This window comes from Streptomyces sp. NPDC040405 (assembly GCF_055595765.1).
In genome coordinates this window covers 1580802-1595775 of the sequence record NZ_JBVIVI010000001.1, presented here as the reverse complement: position 1 = coordinate 1595775, position 14974 = coordinate 1580802, and the positions used below count along the sequence as shown (strand labels likewise).

18 protein-coding genes and 1 tRNA gene are annotated in these 14974 nt (G+C 70.2%); 11 read left to right on the top strand and 8 right to left on the bottom strand.

Annotated elements, in window-relative coordinates; translation table 11 throughout:
- The 6 genes from ACZ59A_RS06410 (at position 1) to ACZ59A_RS06385 (ending at position 5372) form a co-directional block, all read left to right on the top strand.
- Positions 1-465, top strand: coding sequence for a 3-hydroxyacyl-ACP dehydratase FabZ family protein (locus ACZ59A_RS06410; RefSeq protein ID WP_470954236.1), 465 nt, complete (start codon positions 1-3; stop codon positions 463-465).
- Positions 462-950, top strand: coding sequence for a 3-hydroxyacyl-ACP dehydratase FabZ family protein (locus ACZ59A_RS06405; RefSeq protein ID WP_470954233.1), 489 nt, complete (start codon positions 462-464; stop codon positions 948-950). Before ACZ59A_RS06410 ends, ACZ59A_RS06405 begins: the two co-directional genes overlap by 4 nt.
- 4 nt (positions 951-954) lie before the next feature.
- Positions 955-1698 (top strand): 3-oxoacyl-ACP reductase FabG, encoded by a 744-nt coding sequence (fabG, locus tag ACZ59A_RS06400; RefSeq protein ID WP_470954230.1) that lies wholly within the window; start codon positions 955-957, stop codon positions 1696-1698.
- Positions 1699-1760: 62 nt separating this feature from the next.
- The gene (locus ACZ59A_RS06395) at positions 1761-2510 is read left to right on the top strand and encodes a DsbA family protein (RefSeq protein ID WP_470954228.1); all 750 of its coding nucleotides are present in this window, start codon (positions 1761-1763) and stop codon (positions 2508-2510) included.
- Between the two features lie 126 nt (positions 2511-2636).
- The gene (locus tag ACZ59A_RS06390) at positions 2637-3566 is read left to right on the top strand and encodes an alpha/beta hydrolase family protein (RefSeq protein ID WP_470954225.1); all 930 of its coding nucleotides are present in this window, start codon (positions 2637-2639) and stop codon (positions 3564-3566) included.
- Between the two features lie 51 nt (positions 3567-3617).
- Entirely contained in the window at positions 3618-5372 is a 1755-nt protein-coding gene (locus ACZ59A_RS06385) for an acetyl/propionyl/methylcrotonyl-CoA carboxylase subunit alpha (protein ID WP_470954222.1), read from the top strand.
- Between the two features lie 84 nt (positions 5373-5456).
- Here the strand turns inward: ACZ59A_RS06385 and ACZ59A_RS06380 are convergent, their stop codons facing one another.
- Positions 5457-6368 (bottom strand): alpha/beta hydrolase, encoded by a 912-nt coding sequence (locus ACZ59A_RS06380; protein ID WP_470954220.1) that lies wholly within the window; start codon positions 6366-6368, stop codon positions 5457-5459.
- Positions 6369-6594: 226 nt separating this feature from the next.
- Here ACZ59A_RS06380 and ACZ59A_RS06375 point away from each other — a divergent pair, with 226 nt between their 5' ends.
- Positions 6595-7452: a 4'-phosphopantetheinyl transferase family protein gene (locus tag ACZ59A_RS06375; protein ID WP_470954217.1), complete on the top strand. Its 858-nt coding sequence runs from the start codon at positions 6595-6597 to the stop codon at positions 7450-7452.
- Positions 7453-7474: 22 nt separating this feature from the next.
- On the top strand, positions 7475-8335 hold the full coding sequence (locus ACZ59A_RS06370; protein WP_470954214.1) for an alpha/beta fold hydrolase: 861 nt from the start codon (positions 7475-7477) through the stop codon (positions 8333-8335).
- Here the strand turns inward: ACZ59A_RS06370 and ACZ59A_RS06365 are convergent.
- The gene (locus ACZ59A_RS06365; protein ID WP_470954211.1) at positions 8320-8955 is read right to left on the bottom strand and encodes a TetR/AcrR family transcriptional regulator; all 636 of its coding nucleotides are present in this window, start codon (positions 8953-8955) and stop codon (positions 8320-8322) included. The two genes, ACZ59A_RS06370 and ACZ59A_RS06365, sit on opposite strands and share 16 nt — an antisense overlap.
- A 73-nt stretch (positions 8956-9028) precedes the next feature.
- Here ACZ59A_RS06365 and ACZ59A_RS06360 point away from each other — a divergent pair, with 73 nt between their 5' ends.
- Together ACZ59A_RS06360 and ACZ59A_RS06355 are read left to right on the top strand one after the other, a co-directional pair.
- A complete protein-coding gene (locus ACZ59A_RS06360; RefSeq protein WP_470954208.1) occupies positions 9029-9691 on the top strand; it encodes an O-methyltransferase in 663 nt (220 codons plus the stop codon).
- A gap of 56 nt (positions 9692-9747) precedes the next feature.
- Positions 9748-9963, top strand: a complete 216-nt coding sequence (locus tag ACZ59A_RS06355) for a DUF2277 domain-containing protein (RefSeq protein WP_470954205.1) — start codon at positions 9748-9750, stop codon at positions 9961-9963.
- Between the two features lie 51 nt (positions 9964-10014).
- On the opposite strand, the gene ACZ59A_RS06350 is transcribed toward ACZ59A_RS06355, so the two are convergent.
- The 6 genes from ACZ59A_RS06350 to ehuB all read right to left on the bottom strand — a co-directional run bounded on the left by ACZ59A_RS06350 (position 10015) and on the right by ehuB (position 14216).
- Positions 10015-10091, bottom strand: a tRNA-Lys gene (locus ACZ59A_RS06350).
- A 51-nt stretch (positions 10092-10142) separates the two neighbouring features.
- Complete coding sequence (locus ACZ59A_RS06345) at positions 10143-10904, bottom strand: IclR family transcriptional regulator domain-containing protein (protein WP_470954202.1); 762 nt, start codon at positions 10902-10904, stop codon at positions 10143-10145.
- Between the two features lie 217 nt (positions 10905-11121).
- Positions 11122-11892, bottom strand: a complete 771-nt coding sequence (gene ehuA, locus ACZ59A_RS06340) for an ectoine/hydroxyectoine ABC transporter ATP-binding protein EhuA (protein ID WP_468052262.1) — start codon at positions 11890-11892, stop codon at positions 11122-11124.
- 22 nt (positions 11893-11914) lie between these two features.
- On the bottom strand, positions 11915-12565 hold the full coding sequence (gene ehuD / locus ACZ59A_RS06335; protein WP_468052264.1) for an ectoine/hydroxyectoine ABC transporter permease subunit EhuD: 651 nt from the start codon (positions 12563-12565) through the stop codon (positions 11915-11917).
- Positions 12562-13305, bottom strand: coding sequence for an ectoine/hydroxyectoine ABC transporter permease subunit EhuC (ehuC, locus tag ACZ59A_RS06330; protein ID WP_470954198.1), 744 nt, complete (start codon positions 13303-13305; stop codon positions 12562-12564). The genes ehuD and ehuC overlap by 4 nt, the downstream gene beginning before the upstream one ends.
- Positions 13302-14216 carry an ectoine/hydroxyectoine ABC transporter substrate-binding protein EhuB gene (gene ehuB, locus ACZ59A_RS06325; RefSeq protein ID WP_468052498.1) on the bottom strand — a complete coding sequence of 305 codons (915 nt, stop codon included), beginning with the start codon at positions 14214-14216 and terminating at the stop codon, positions 13302-13304. The genes ehuC and ehuB overlap by 4 nt, the downstream gene beginning before the upstream one ends.
- Before the next feature lie 130 nt (positions 14217-14346).
- Here ehuB and ACZ59A_RS06320 point away from each other — a divergent pair, with 130 nt between their 5' ends.
- The gene (locus ACZ59A_RS06320; protein ID WP_468052268.1) at positions 14347-14856 is read left to right on the top strand and encodes a DUF3830 family protein; all 510 of its coding nucleotides are present in this window, start codon (positions 14347-14349) and stop codon (positions 14854-14856) included.
- Positions 14857-14974: the final 118 nt, after the last annotated feature.

Below are 14974 nucleotides of genomic sequence, written 5' to 3'. Positions count from 1 at the left end.
GTGACGGCGACCGCGTGCGGACCGGTCGACGGCACCGTGGAGGTGGTCGACCCCGGGGTCCCGGGGGAGCGGCCCGCCCGGTGCGTGGTCGTGGTCGGCGGCACGGAGAAGGTGTTCGCCGGTCACTTCCCCGGCTTCCCGATCTTCCCCGGGGTGTGCGTCGTCGAGTACGTCCAGCGCGGCGCCCTCGCCACGCTGCCCGAGCCGGGGAGCGTCCTGGCGGCGGTCGAGTCCGCCCGCTTCCTCGGCCCGGTCTTCCCCGGCTCCACCCTGAGCTGCGAGTTCACCTGGCTACGGGACGAGCGGGACAGGCAGGACGAGCGGGAAGGGCGGGACAGGCAGGACGAGCGGGACGACGCGCCGGGCGGCTGGCGCTGCCGGGCCGAGGTCACCACCGAGCGCGGGCTCGCCGCCCGCGTCCGGCTGCGCTTCACCGCCCCTGCCGGACGGGAGGCCACCCGATGATCACCGTGGACGAGATCAAGCGGGTGCTGCCGCACCGCTACCCCATGCTGCTGGTCGACCGGGTCACCCAGCTGGTCCCGGGCGAGCGCGCCTCCGGGCTCAAGGCCGTCACCTGCAACGAACCCTGGTACGAGGCCGTTCCGGACGACGCCCCCGCGGAGGCTTACCACTACCCCTGGACGGTGCTCCTCGAATCCTGGTGCCATGTGGCGGGGGTGCTGGTGGCGTGGGAGGAGCCCAATCCGGATGTGCTGGACGGCATGGCGATGCTGCTCGGCGGGATCACCGACGCCGAATACCACCGCCCGGTCCTCCCCGGCGATGTGGTGGAACACCACGTCCGGCTGGACCGGCAGGTCGGGGAGACGTACATGTTCGAGGGGGAGAGCCTGGTCGGGGACGCGACCGTGCTCACCGTCGGGCGGCTGGTGATGACGATGCGCCCGGCCGCCGAACTGAAGGCCCCGGCAGGAGAGGTGACGTAACACCATGTCCGAAGTGCACAGCAAGGTGGCCCTGGTCTCCGGCGGCTCCCGGGGCATCGGCCGCGCGACCGTGCTGCGGCTGGCCAGGGACGGCTACGACGTGGCGTTCTGCCACCAGTCCAGCCCCGACGCGGCCCGCGCCCTGGAAGAGGAGGCCGCCGGGCTCGACGGCGGCCGGGTGGTCGGCCGCCAGACGGACGTACGGGACGCCGACGCGGTGCGCGACTTCGTGGCGTTCACCGAGAACCGGCTCGGTCCTCTCGACGTGGCGGTGGTGTCCGCGGGCATCGCGCGGGACAATCCGCTGCTGCTGATGAAGGACGAGGAATGGCGGGGCGTCATGGAAGTCAACCTGGACGGCACGTACCACATATGCCGTTCGGTCGTATTCGGCATGATGAAGCGCAAGTCCGGATGCATCATCAACATCTCCTCGGTGGCGGGCGTGCACGGCCATGCGGCACAGTCGAATTACGCGGCCTCGAAGGCCGGGATCATCGGCTTCACCAAATCGCTCGCCAAGGAGGTCGGACGGTACGGCATCCGGGCCAATGTGGTCGCGCCGGGCTTCGTGGAGACGGATATGACGGCGGCGCTGTCCGAGAGTGTGCGCAAGGAGGCGGAGCAGAGCATCCCGCTGCGCCGCTTCGGCCGCCCGGAGGAAGTCGCCGACATGGTCGCGTACCTGGTCGGGGCGGAGTATGTGACCGGGGCGGTGTTCCAGGTCGACGGTGGCATTGTGATCTGAGCGAGTACGTGAGCGGGTGGCGGTCGGAGCGATCCGAGCGGTCCCGGTGAAGGGGGACGGACATGACGGCCAGGCGCAGCAGAGGCGGCCGCGGCAGGGTGCCGCGCTTCTATTTCAATTTCCGCAGCCCGTACAGCTGGATCGCCTACCGTGATCTGATGGACCGCTTTCCGGATGTCGCACAGGTGGCGGAATGGCGCCCCTGGTGGGAGCCGGACGCGGACGGCGAGCGCCGTATGGCCGAGCACCGGCGGTCATTTCCGTACACGACGATGTCACGCGACAAGCACCTCTATATCCTTCAGGACGTGCGCCGACTGACCGCCGACCGCGGGCTCGCCGTCACCTGGCCGGTGGACCGGGACCCGGTCTGGGAGGTACCGCATCTGGCGTATTTTCCCGCGCTGGACGCGGGATTCGGCCCTGCGTACATCGAGCGGGTCCACCGGGCCCGCTGGCAGGAGGGCCGGGACGTCTGCGACCGCGAGGTCATCGCGGACCTCGCCACCGACCTGGGCCTTCCGCTCGCCGACGCGGACCGGATGGCCACCGCCGCCGACGACCCGGAGCTGCGCGCCGGGCGCGGGCTCCGGGCGCTGCTGGACCTCAGCGAGGACGGGGCATTCGGCGTGCCGTTCTTCACCCTCGGCTACGACAAGTACTGGGGCGTGGACCGGCTCCCGGCGTTCGCCGGGGCGGTCCGCTCCTGCTCCGCGCCGCCCACCGTTCCCCCCACTTCCGGACCACCGGGCGACGCGGACTTCGTGGCCGCCCGGTCCGGCGACCAGGGCCACGCCGGGGGGTGCGGGTGACCGCCCGTACCCCCTCGTAGCCGTCATCCTTACGTACCCGCCCCCGCTGCCCCACCGCACGGCACCGACCGAGACGAGACCGCCCTGACCGCCGACGGACACTCCACCCCCTCACGGAGGACGCCGATGCCCGAGCCACCCCGGACGCCGGTGCGGCCACCCTCGCTGGGGTCCCGCGCCCTCTCGGTCGCGGCGCTGCCGATAGCCCCGCTGTACGGGGCCCAGCTGGCGTATCTCGCCTTCCATCCGCGCGACCGGACCCAGCGGGAGCATCCCCGGGACCACGGGCTGCCCTGCGTCGATCTGGAGATCCCGTTCGGCCGCCGGAAACGGGTGCACGCCTGGCTCTGCCCCGGCTCCACGGAGAAGGTGGTGGTGCTCGGGCACAGCATGGGCGCGGGCAAGCACCACAGCCTCGGCCACGCCAAGTTCCTGCATGACGCCGGGTACACGGTCTGCCTGTTCGACCACCGCAACCACGGGGCCAGTAGCGACGACCGGGCGCTGTTCGGGCTCGGTGACCGGTTCGCGAGCGATGTCACCTCCGTGGTGTCCTGGCTGCGCGGCAAGCAGGGGTACGCGACGGCGCGCATCGCCGTCTACGGTTTCTCCTTCTCCTGTTTCTCGGCGATGTGGGCGCTGACCCACGACGGGTTCGAGTTCGACGCGCTGGTGTGCGACAGCGGCCCGGGGCACGACGTACCGCCGCTGCTGCGCAAGTATCTGGAGGCGGAGGCGCTGCCGATGCCCCCCGCGCTGAGCGGCGAGCCGTCCCGTTCCGTGGTGACCCGGGCCCTGTGCGCCCTGGGGCCCGCGATGCTGCGCGCCCAATGGCCACCGCCCGCGACCGGCAAGTTCGCCAAGATCCCACTGCTGTTCATGTCGGGCGAGCACGATGCGATCGTGCCGCCCTCCTCGGTGGACGCGCTGGCCGAGCGCTATGCGCAGGCCGAGACGCACGTCCTCCCGGGAGCCGAGCATCTGCTCGGGCTGCAATCCGATCCTGAAGGCTACGCGAGCGTGGTACTGGATTTCCTCAAGCGGGCCCTGGGGTAGCAACGTGACCGTCCTCGCCGGACGGTAACTTCTGAAGAGGGAAGAGAGAGCATGCAGAAGGTGCTCATCGCCAATCGTGGCGAGATCGCTGTCCGTGTTGCCCGTGCCTGCCGGGATGCCGGGATCGCGAGCGTAGCCGTCTACGCCGATCCGGACCGGGACGCCGTTCATGTGCGCGCGGCGGACGAGGGCTATGCGCTGGGCGGTGACACCCCGGCGGCCAGCTATCTGGACCAGGCCAAGGTCCTGGCCGCGGCCGCCGAGTCCGGCGCGGACGCCGTCCACCCCGGCTACGGCTTCCTCTCGGAGAACGCCGAATTCGCCCAGGCCGTCCTCGACGCCGGGCTGACCTGGATCGGCCCGCCCCCGCAGGCCATCCGCGACCTGGGCGACAAGGTCGCCGCCCGCCACATCGCCCAGCGCGCCGGAGCCCCCCTCGTCGCGGGCACCCCCGACCCCGTGAGCGGCTCGGACGAGGTCGTGGCCTTCGCGCAGGAGCACGGGCTGCCGATCGCGATCAAGGCCGCCTTCGGCGGCGGCGGACGCGGTCTGAAGGTCGCCCGCACGATGGAGGAAGTCCCCGAGCTGTACGACTCCGCCGTCCGCGAGGCGGTCGCCGCCTTCGGGCGCGGTGAGTGCTTCGTCGAGCGCTACTTGGACAAGCCGCGGCATGTGGAGACCCAGTGCCTGGCCGACACCCACGGCAACGTGGTCGTCGTCTCCACCCGCGACTGCTCCCTCCAGCGACGCCACCAGAAGCTCGTGGAAGAGGCGCCCGCGCCGTTCCTGACCGACGAGCAGAACGCCGACCTGTACCGCGCCTCGAAAGCCATCCTCAAGGAAGCCGGGTACGTCGGCGCGGGGACGGTGGAGTTCCTGGTCGGGACGGACGGCACGATCTCGTTCCTTGAGGTCAACACCCGTCTCCAGGTCGAGCACCCGGTCACGGAGGAGGTCACCGGCATCGACCTCGTCCGCGAGATGTTCCGTATCGCCGACGGCGAGGCCCTGGGCTACGACGACCCGCAGATCCGCGGCCACTCCTTCGAGTTCCGCATCAACGGCGAGGACCCGGGCCGCAACTTCCTCCCCGCCCCCGGCACCGTCACCACCTTCGACCCGCCGACCGGCCCCGGCGTCCGGCTGGACGCGGGCGTGGAGTCCGGCAGCGTCATCGGTCCGGCGTGGGACTCGCTGCTGGCCAAGCTGATCATCACCGGCGCCACCCGTACCCAGGCCCTCCAGCGGGCGGCTCGCGCGCTGGCGGAGTTCCAGGTCGAGGGCATGGCCACCGCCATCCCCTTCCACCGCGCCGTGGTCGCCGATCCGGCCTTCACCAGCGACCCGTTCACGATCCACACCCGCTGGATCGAGACCGAGTTCACCAACACCATCGCCCCCTACGCCGCCGCCCCCGCCGCCACCGACGAGGACGAGGACACCGGCGCGCGCGAGACCGTGGTGGTCGAGGTCGGCGGCAAGCGGCTGGAAGTCTCCCTGCCCGCCTCCCTCGGAATGGCCGCGGCCCCGGCCGCCGCGTCGAAGAAGCCCAAGCGCAAGGCCGTCAAGAAGGGCGGCTCCGCCGCCTCCGGCGACGCCCTGGCCTCCCCGATGCAGGGCACCATCGTCAAGGTCGCCGTCGCCGAAGGCGACACCGTGGCCGAAGGCGACCTCATCGTCGTCCTCGAAGCCATGAAGATGGAACAGCCCCTCAACGCCCACCGCGCCGGGATCGTGAAGAACCTCAACGCGGACGTCGGCGCCTCGGTCAGCTCCGGCGCCGTGATCTGCGAGGTCAAGGACTGACGCCGGACCCCGCGCCACCCCTCGGCAGGCCCCACCCCGTCCTACGCGTCCTACGGGGGAGGGGCCTGCCGATGTCCGGGCGCCTCAGTCCTTGAGCGTCCGTTCCAGGAAGCCCAGCACCGTGTCCGCGTACACGTCCGGCTGGGTCTTGATGCCCTGCAGATGGTCGGTGTCCGGCAGCGTGTGCACCTCGGCCAGCGGGTAGCGCTCGCCCAGCGCCCGCACCCCCGCGGCCGGGATCATCGTGTCGCGCTCACCGGCCAGGAAGAGCATCGGCGTCCGCTCGTACGCCCCCTCCGCCGTCGGCGGCCACTGCACCCGCAGCATCGCCAGGGCCGCCGACGCGGCGACCGTCTCCAGGGCCTTCCGGGAGACCCCGGTGCGCAGCGGGCCGGGGATCGGCAGCCCGTCGGCCGCGACGAAGTTGCGGAACAGCGGGGACAGTTCGAGAGCCGGGCCGCTGTCGCAGATCACCGCGTCGACCGGGCAGTCCTCCGCCCGCCCCAGCAGATAGAAGGAGGGGAAGGCGGAGATGGAGAAGCCGTAGACGGCGAAGCGCGCCGCCGCGTACTCCTCCTTCTTGCGCAGATACTTGATGACCGCCACCACGTCATCGGTGTGACGGTCGCTCATGCCCCAGCACGCCGGGTCCGAGACGCTCTTGCCGTGGTTGCGGTGGTCGAACAGGGCGACCGTGTAGCCCGCCCGGTTCAGCATCGCCGCCTGGGCCAGGCTCGCCGACTTGCTCAGCCCCAGGCCGTGCCCCAGCACCACCACCCGGGCCGTATCGCCCGGGCAGAGCCACACATGCAGCCCGCGCGGCTTCCCGTTCAGCGGCACCTGGACATCGGTGCTGGTCAGGCCCAGGTCCTCGGGCTTTTTGTGATGCGGCCGCCGGGGCGGGTGGTAGATGAAGTACGAGAGGAAGGCGCCGTAGAGGGGAGCCACCGGGAGAGTCGCCGCGGAGGCCGCCTTCGTCAGGAATCCCGTCGCCATATCGCAAACCCCCATCACAGATCGTGCCCGGTCGTGCGCGATCGTAGTGGTGTCACCGGGTGGCCGGGTCGGCCGGGAACGGAACGTGTCCGAAGTCACCGGGCGTTCCCGTACGGCAACGTCGCGTCGCGGCACGGGCGTTGCCGGTGCGACGGGCGGGTACGGTCGTCGATGGACGGACGCCGGACGGCGGACACGGATGAACTCCAACGGAGGTAACGGAACAGTGCCGCTCATACGCCCGGTCGCCTCTGCCCCGGTCGACCCCGCCCCGGTCTCCGACTCCCGGCCCTCCGACCCCCGGCCCGCTGACGGTTGGGGTCCGCTCGCCGGGCCGCCCCGCCCCGAGGACCGCCCCGGCCCCGGCGAGGTCGCCGTATGGCTGCTGCGGATCCCGCCGTCGGCCGCCGCTGCCGCCGCGGTCGCGGACCGGCTGCTGGACGCGGGCGAGCGCGAGCGCGCCGCGCGGATGCGGCAGGAGACGGGGCGCGAGCGCTACATCACCTCGCATGTGGGGCTGCGGACCGTGCTCGGCGGATATCTGGGGACGGACCCGGCGGACATCGAGTTCACCCGCGAAACCTGCGGCATGCCGGACTGCGACAAGCCGCACGGCCGCCCCGCCGTCGCCGGGGACGGCACCCTGGCCTTCTCACTCTCCCACTCCGGGGACGCCGCGCTGTGCGCGGTGTCGGGCGGCGCGCCCATCGGCGCCGACATCGAGGAACGCGACCCCCGGCGCACCGGCGACCGGCTCGACGGCCTGATCGGCCAGCTGCACCCAGGCGAGCGCGCGGCCATCGCGGCGCTGCCGGACGAGGAGCGGCGGGCGCGCGCGTTCATGAGCTGCTGGGTGCGCAAGGAGGCGTATCTGAAGGGCATCGGAACCGGGCTGCCGGGCGGGCTCCGCACCCATTACGTCGGCCTCGCGGAGGAGTTCGGCGCCCCGGCCCCTGCCGACGCGGCCACCCCGCCCGGCTGGGCCCTGACCGACCTGCCCGCCCCGCCCGGCTACCAGGCCGCCGTCGCCGTCCGCGCCGACGCCGCCCCGGCCGTGACCTTCAGCGGTCTACGGCTGGGGTGACGGGTCGGGTACCTTCGGACATATGTCGCATCGTGACGAGGTGGAACTCTCCGCAGGCACCATCGAGTACGAGGACACCGGGGGCGAGGGGCCGGTCGCCGTTCTGCTGCACGGTGTCGCCATGGACGGCTCGCTGTGGCGCGAGGTGGTCGCCGGGCTCCGCCCCGGCATCCGCTGCGTCGTCCCCACTCTGCCGCTGGGCGGCCACCGCCGCCCCATGCGCCCCGACGCCGATCTGTCCGTCCTCGGCGTGGCCCGGCTGGTCGCCGAGTTCCTGGAGCGGCTTGACCTCACCGACGTCACCCTCGCGATGAACGACTGGGGCGGCGCCCAGGCCCTCGTCGCCGACGGCCGCGACGAGCGGATCGGGCGGCTGGTCATCACCTCGTGCGAGGCGTTCGAGAACTTCCCGCCGGGCCTGCCGGGCAAGAACCTGCACACCTCCGCCCGCCTCCCGGGCGGGCTGCGCACCGCCTTCACCCTGCTCAAGCTGCGTCCCTTGCGGCGGCTGCCGATGACCTGGGGCTGGATGACCAAACGCCCGGTGCCGCCGGAGCTCATGGACGCCTGGTTCCGGCCCCTGTGGACGTCCCCGGCCATCCGTCACGACCTGCGGAAGTACGTACTCGGCGTACCGCCCGCCACGGAACTGCTGCACTGGGCCGAACGACTCCGCACCTTCGACCGCCCCGCCCTGGTGGCCTGGGCGTCCGAGGACCGCGTGATGCCCCCGGAACACGGCCTCCGCCTGGCTGCCCTGCTGCCCCAGGGCCGCCACGTGGAGATCCCCGACAGCTACACCCTGATCCCGGTGGACCAGCCGCACCGGCTGGCCACCCTGATGCGCGCCTTCGTGCTGGACGCCCCCTACCCCAGCCCGTGACGCCGTAGAAAGGCATCGACCAGACGGTCGGTGAACTCCTCGCCTACGGGCTCGGCGGTCACCAGCACCCGGTAGTAGACGGGGCCCATGAGCTGGTCGATCTCGGCTGCCAGGTCCAGGCCGGGCGGCAACTCTCCCCGCTCCACGGCGCGTTCCAGCGGGGCGCGGTCGCGGTGGCGCTGCTCGTCCAGGTACCGGGCGCGGAAGTCCCGGGCGAACTCCGGGTCGTGCTGGGACTGGGCGATCAGGGCCCTGAAGACGGCGCCGGAGTCGGAGGCGCTGAGGAACCAGGCCAGTTGGCGCAGATAGGCGCGCAGGTCGACGGCGATCTCACCGGAGTCCGGCTGGGTGAGGTCCTCGGCCACGTCAAGGAGGAAGGCGTCCATGAGGACGTCGGTCTTGGTGCTCCACCAGCGGTAGATGGTCTGTTTGGCGACCCCCGCCCGGGTGGCGATGCCCTCCATCGTGACGCCCGCGAAGCCCTTCTCCACCAGCAGGTCGTCGGCCGCTTCCAGCACCGCCAGCCGGGCCTGCTCGCTGCGCCCGTGCCGGTTGCCGTGGTGGCGCGGTGCCGTCCGGCTAGTGCTGTCCGCCTCGGCGGTGTGTGTCGCGCGTGCCATCTCGCCTCCCTGGAGCAGCATAGCCGTTTCGGCCTCCTAGACAAGACTCAACGTCGCGTCTACTCTAGCCGTCATGACACACACCGACACCCTTGCCGACCCCCGGGTCGAAGCCGCCCTCAGCCGCCTGTTCGAGCTGGCCGAGCAGGACGAAACCACCGCCCGCGCGTCGCTGCCGCCCGGCGCGATCGAGTCGCTGGCCCCGCAGGAGCTGGCCGACGCCGCGGCCGGGATCTACATGCCGATATCCGCCGAGGGCGGGAAGCTGCTCTACAACCTGGTGCGCGCCGTCCGCCCCGCCACGGTCGTGGAGTTCGGCATGTCCTTCGGGATCTCCGCGCTCCATCTGGCCGCCGCCGTACGGGACAACGGCACCGGGCGCGTCATCACCACCGAAATGAGCAAGGAGAAGATCGCCGCGGCCCGCCGGACCTTCGCCGAGACCGGGCTGGACGACGTGATCACCGTGCTCGAAGGCGACGCCCGGGAGACCCTCGCCGACGTCGAAGGCCCGCTGGACATCGTCCTGCTCGACGGCTGGAAGGACCTGTGCCTGCCCGTGCTGCGGATGCTCGAACCGCGCCTGCGGCCCGGCGCCCTCGTCGTGGCCGACGACGTCGACCAGGGCGAAGGTCTCCTGAAGCCGTATCTCGACTACGTACGCGACCCCGCGAACGGCTACCGGGGCGTGACGTTCCCCGTCGAGGACGGCATGGAGATCAGCTGCCGCCTCTGACCCGCGCTCCCTCGCGACCGGCCGCGTTGTCGGACCGGCGGCGTACCGTCGTGGGTATGTGCAGATCCATCAAGACGCTCCGCCCGCCGTATGCCGAATCCGTCACCGACGAGGACATGCGCGCCGCCGCGCTGCAGTACGTGCGCAAGATCAGCGGCTTCCGCCAGCCCGCCCCGCACAACGCCGCGGCCTTCGACAAGGCGGTCGAGGCGATCGCCGCCGCCACCGGGGAGCTGCTGGGCACGCTGGAGGTAAAGGGCCGCACAAGCTGAATGGCCCGGTGCTCTCGAAGCCGAGAACAACCGGGCCATTCAGTCGATCAGTGGTGCGCCGCCAGGGACTCGAACCCCGGACCCGCTGATTAAGAGTCAGCTGCTCTAACCAACTGAGCTAGCGGCGCGTGCTGACGAAGTAAATACTACCTGGTCCGGGAGGGTGCTTTTGACCAACATCAGATGGTCAGCGAGAGCAGCATCGGCGCCGCCTCGCGGTTGAGCAGATAGGCGGCCTGCCGCAGCCGGTGCGCGCGCTCCAGGGGGAGGGAGAGGGCCAGGCAGCCGACCGTGTGCCCCGCCGTGACGGGTACGGCCGCGCAGACCGTGCCCACGGCGTACTCCTGGAGGTCGAGCACGGGCACGGTGGGCGGCTGGCTGTCCAGCTTGCGGAAGAGCACCTTCTCGCTGGTCGTCGTGCGCGAGGTGAGGCGGACCGTTTTGTGGCGGGCGAGGTGGTCGCGGCGGCCATCGTGGTCGAGCTGGGTGAGCAGGCACTTTCCGACGGCCATCGCATGGGCGGCGGAGCGGAAGTCGACCCACTCGTTGACCTTGGGCGTATGCGGGCTGTCCGCATACTGCGTGATCTTGACTTCGCCGTCCACGTAGCGGCTGAAGTAGACCGCCGCGCCCACAGAGTCACGGAGCGCGCCGAGCGACTTCTGCAGCTTGTCCTCGACGGCCTGCCCGCGCCCCGGGAGGCCGGTGTCCAGCAGGGTGAGGGAGGCGCCGCCGATGTACGCCCCGTCGGCGATCTGCTCGACGTACCCCTCGCGGCGCAGCATCCGCAGCAGCTCGGTGAGCCGCTCGCTCGGCAGCCGGGTCTCGCGGGCTATCCCGGCGTGGCTCACCCCGCTGGAGTGCCGGGCGACGACCTCCAGGATGCGCAGGGCGTGCCGCACCGAGCGGAGCGGTGCGATCGGCTCGGGCCCCAGCACCACGGCGTCCCCTCTCGCAGGTGGTGACCGCTTGCGTCATCGCCGTCGCTGCGGGTCACGGCCGTGGGGTAGCCCGGACGGCCTCCGCAGGAGGCGGTTTCGTACCACGATAGCCCTCAAGGGGGCGAAATGGAGCGGAAGTTGAGCGATGGCATATGCCGTCGTCAAGCCGCCCACCTCGCCCCCTCGGGTCGGGGGCTGCAGGGGATTCGGCCCCGGGTTACAGCACGGCGCTGAGGAACTCCCGGGTCCGCTCGTGCTCCGGCTCCGAGAAGATCTTCTCTGGCGGGCCGGACTCGATGACCCGGCCCGCGTCGAACATCAGCACGTCGTCGGAGATGTCCCGCGCGAAGTTCATCTCGTGCGTCACACACAGCATGGTGATGTCCGTCGTATGGGCGATGTCCCGCAGGACGTCCAGCACGCCGGCCACCAGCTCCGGGTCGAGCGCCGAGGTCACCTCGTCCAGCAGCATCACCTGCGGCCGCATCGCCAGCGCGCGGGCGATCGCCACCCGCTGCTGCTGTCCGCCGGACAGCTGCGTCGGATACATGTCGCACTTGTCGCCGAGGCCGACGAGGTCGAGCAGCTCCCGCGCCCGCGTCTCGGCCTCGTCCTTGTCCAGGCCCAGGACGTGCACCGGGGCCTCGGTGATGTTCCGCAGCACCCGCATGTTGGGGAAGAGGTTGAACTGCTGGAAGACCATGCCGATCTTCTTGCGCACCTCACGGGTGTGCTTCTCGCCCGCCGGGACCAGCTGGCCGCCCCGGTCCTCGTGGGTGAGGTAGTCCCCGTCGACCTTGATCGTGCCCTCGTCGGGCTTGAGCAGCGTCATCAGCAGCCGCAGGATCGTGGTCTTGCCGGAGCCGGACGGGCCGATGAGGGTGACGTGCTTCCCGGAGGAGACCGAGAAGTCGAGGTCGTCCAGGACCGTATTGCTGCCGAAGCGCTTGGTCACCTTGTCGAAGCGGATCAGTTCACTGCCGTCCACGGCAGGATTCGTGTGGTCGGTTTCAGTGGCCAAGACGACGCTCCAGGGCTCGCATGAGAAGAGATGCCGGATAGGCGATGAGAATGAAGGCGATGCCGACCATCGTGAACGGCTCGATGTAGTGGAAGGACGACGAGGCCTCGCCCCGCGCCTTCTGCAGCATGTCGACGACGCCGATCAGCGCGAGCATCGGGGAGTCCTTGAGCATCGCGATGACGTAGTTGCCGAGGGCGGGCACCACGCGGCGGATCGCCTGCGGAAGGATCACCGCCAGCCAGGTGCGGCCCCGGGAGAGGCTGAGCGCGGTGGCCGCCTCCCACTGGCCCACCGGGACCCCGTCGATACCGGCCCGGTAGACCTCGGCGGTGTACGTCGAGTAGTGCAGCCCGAGCGCGATCACACCGGTGGTCAGCGCCGAGAACTTGATGTCCCAGGTGGGCAGCACATAGAAGAAGAAGAACAGCTGCACCAGCAGCGGGGTGTTGCGGATGAACTCCGTCACCGCCCCCACCGGCCAGCGTACGAAGCGGCTCGGCGAGCGGAACGCCATCGCCCACACCAGCCCCAGCGCGAACGCCAGGATCGAGCCGAGGGCGGTGGCCTCCAGCGTGATCAGCAGCCCGTGGCCCAGCTGCGGGAGGAAGTCCTTGGCCACGTCCCAGTCCCACTTCACTGGGCACCTCCTCCGACGACGATGTTGCGCGACTGCTCGGTCTCCTGCTTGCCGATCAGCTTGCGCGTGACCAGCGAGCCCTTCGCCGGCGCCTGACCGATGTTCGCCTTGGCGCGCCGCTCCAGCAGCCGCATCAGCCGGGTCAGGATGAACGCCAGGACGAAGTAGAGGACCAGGATGATCGAGTAGATCTGCGCACTCTCACCCGTCGCCAGCCGGGAGAGCTGGGCGGCGAAGGTGATGTCGGCGACGTTCACGGCTGAGACCAGCGCCGTCGCCTTCAGGATCTCGATCAGCAGATTGTTGAACGGCGGGATCATCTCGGGGACCGCCTGCGGCAGGATCACCCGCCGCATCCGCTGCGCCGGGGTGAAGCTGAGCGCGATGGCCGCCTCGCGCTGCGCGGGCGCCACGGAGGCGATCGCGCCGCGGACGATCTCGGAGCCGTACGCCCCGTAGTTCAGCCCGATGGCCAGCACCGCCGCCCACATCGGGAACAGCTGCCAGCCGAAGGCCAGCGGCATCACGAACGCCAGCCAGAACATCAGCACCAGGGCCGACGTACCGCGGAAGATCTCCACATAGGCGGCGGTGAGGAAGCGGACGAACCGCGACCGCGAGGTGCGCGCCATGCCGATGCCGAAGGCGACGACAAGGGCGAAGACCGCGCTGAACAGGGTCAGCTGGATCGTGATCCAGACGCCCGGAAGAAGCCAGTGTTCCCACAGCCCGGCCGTCATTTGCACAGCTCCTCGGCGGTCAGATCAGTCATCTCGCCCTCGGTGAAACCGAAGGGCCGCACGATGCGCAACAGCTCACCGCTCTTCTTCATCTTGTGCAGCTCGACGTTGAAGGCATCGCGGAGCTTGGTCTCCTCCGGCCGGAAGGCGAAGCCGCCCGCCCCGATGTCCGGCTTGCCGTCGAGCATGGCCTGGAACGGCTCGGTCGCCTCGGCCCGCTTGCTGTTCCGCTGCTTGACCACGTTGTGCACGGTCACGGTCGTGCCCGCGAACACATCGGCCCGGCCCTGCTCCACCGCCAGCAGACCGGCCAGCTGGTCCGGGAGGATCAGCATGTCGCTCTCCTTGACCCCGGCGTTCTTGGCGTAATCGATCTCGGCATAAGCCGTACCGGTGGCCATTTTGGCCTTCTGTTTGACGATGTCGTCGTAATTGTGCAGATTTTTCGGATTGCCCTTGCGGACGATGAACGCGTCCCGCATGCGGTAGTCCGGGTCGGAAAAGATCACCTGGGCGCAGCGTTCGGGGTTGATGTACATCCCCGCGGAGACCACGTCGAACTGCTGCGAACGGAGTCCCGGAATCAGGGAGCCGAACTCGGTCGGCACCGGCTGGACCTTGTCCACCCCCAGCCGCTTGAAGATGACCTTCGCGATCTCCGGCGCCTCACCGGTGAAGTCGCCATTCTTGTCGATATAGCCGAATGGGATCTCCCCCGCAATTCCCAGTCGGACCGTACCCTGCGCCCGCAGGCGCTCCAGCAGATTGCCCCCGTCCCTGGCGTCCGTGCTGGACACCCGGCTACAGCCGACCGCGCCCAGCAGGCCAAGAGCCGCGCCGCCGACCAGAAGCGATCGACGGGATGCCCCTTTTGCTCTGCTATCGATGTCTTTCCCACGTGGTGGAGCCATGGGCGCGCGGCTACCCGAACCCACGAAATATATGCCGGTCGTTTCCAGCCCTTGATACAGACGATGCTGAGCGTGTCCCCTGGGGTAGGACTGGTAAAGACTGGTTCCGAAGCGACCTGGAGGAATGTCGATGGTTGACCGAGCCGACCGGTTCATCGAGGTCTCGCTCGAAAAGCGCGGAGTGACCTGCACCGCGAAACTCCTCGACGACCGCGCACCGATCACCTGCGAGGCGGTCTGGAACGCGCTGCCGCTCGGGGGTGACGTATATCACGCCAAGTACGCGCGGAACGAGATCTACGCGCTGCTGTCACCCTTCGCCCCCGAGGAGCCACCGCTGGAGAACCCCACGATCACGCCCATCCCCGGGGACCTGTGTTACTTCACCTTCTCCGACACCCAGCTCGGCACGAAGTCCTACGGCTACGAGTCCCAGGCCAAGCACCAGGGCAAGCGCCAAGTGGTCGACCTGGCGCTGTTCTACGAGCGGAACAACCTGCTCATCAACGGTGACGCGGGCTGGGTCCCGGGCATCGTCTGGGGCTCGGTGGTCGACGGCCTCGACCGCATGGCCGACGCCTGCCAGGACCTCTGGCGCGCAGGCGCCCTGGGCGAAACCCTGAGCTTCCGCCGGGCCTGATCCCACCGTCCCGGGGGGGGGGGGGGGGGAGGGGGGGGGGGGGAAGGGGGAGGGGGGGGGGGGGAGGGAGACGTGGTGGGAGGGCGCTGAAGGAGATGCGATCTGCGGCGCCACTCCG

What these genes read in the sequence shown, in the direction of transcription:
- ACZ59A_RS06405 (WP_470954233.1), top strand. Translation starts at nt 462, where the DNA reads ATGATCACCGTGGACGAGATCAAGCGGGTGCTGCCGCACCGCTACCCC.
- ACZ59A_RS06395 (WP_470954228.1), top strand. Translation starts at nt 1,761, where the DNA reads ATGACGGCCAGGCGCAGCAGAGGCGGCCGCGGCAGGGTGCCGCGCTTC.
- ACZ59A_RS06320 (WP_468052268.1), top strand. Translation starts at nt 14,347, where the DNA reads ATGGTTGACCGAGCCGACCGGTTCATCGAGGTCTCGCTCGAAAAGCGC.
- ACZ59A_RS06355 (WP_470954205.1), top strand. Translation starts at nt 9,748, where the DNA reads ATGTGCAGATCCATCAAGACGCTCCGCCCGCCGTATGCCGAATCCGTC.
- ehuB (WP_468052498.1), bottom strand. Translation starts at nt 14,216, where the DNA reads ATGGCTCCACCACGTGGGAAAGACATCGATAGCAGAGCAAAAGGGGCA.
- ACZ59A_RS06380 (WP_470954220.1), bottom strand. Translation starts at nt 6,368, where the DNA reads ATGGCGACGGGATTCCTGACGAAGGCGGCCTCCGCGGCGACTCTCCCG.
- ACZ59A_RS06370 (WP_470954214.1), top strand. Translation starts at nt 7,475, where the DNA reads ATGTCGCATCGTGACGAGGTGGAACTCTCCGCAGGCACCATCGAGTAC.
- fabG (WP_470954230.1), top strand. Translation starts at nt 955, where the DNA reads ATGTCCGAAGTGCACAGCAAGGTGGCCCTGGTCTCCGGCGGCTCCCGG.
- ACZ59A_RS06385 (WP_470954222.1), top strand. Translation starts at nt 3,618, where the DNA reads ATGCAGAAGGTGCTCATCGCCAATCGTGGCGAGATCGCTGTCCGTGTT.
- ACZ59A_RS06360 (WP_470954208.1), top strand. Translation starts at nt 9,029, where the DNA reads ATGACACACACCGACACCCTTGCCGACCCCCGGGTCGAAGCCGCCCTC.
- ehuC (WP_470954198.1), bottom strand. Translation starts at nt 13,305, where the DNA reads ATGACGGCCGGGCTGTGGGAACACTGGCTTCTTCCGGGCGTCTGGATC.
- ACZ59A_RS06390 (WP_470954225.1), top strand. Translation starts at nt 2,637, where the DNA reads ATGCCCGAGCCACCCCGGACGCCGGTGCGGCCACCCTCGCTGGGGTCC.
- ACZ59A_RS06365 (WP_470954211.1), bottom strand. Translation starts at nt 8,955, where the DNA reads ATGGCACGCGCGACACACACCGCCGAGGCGGACAGCACTAGCCGGACG.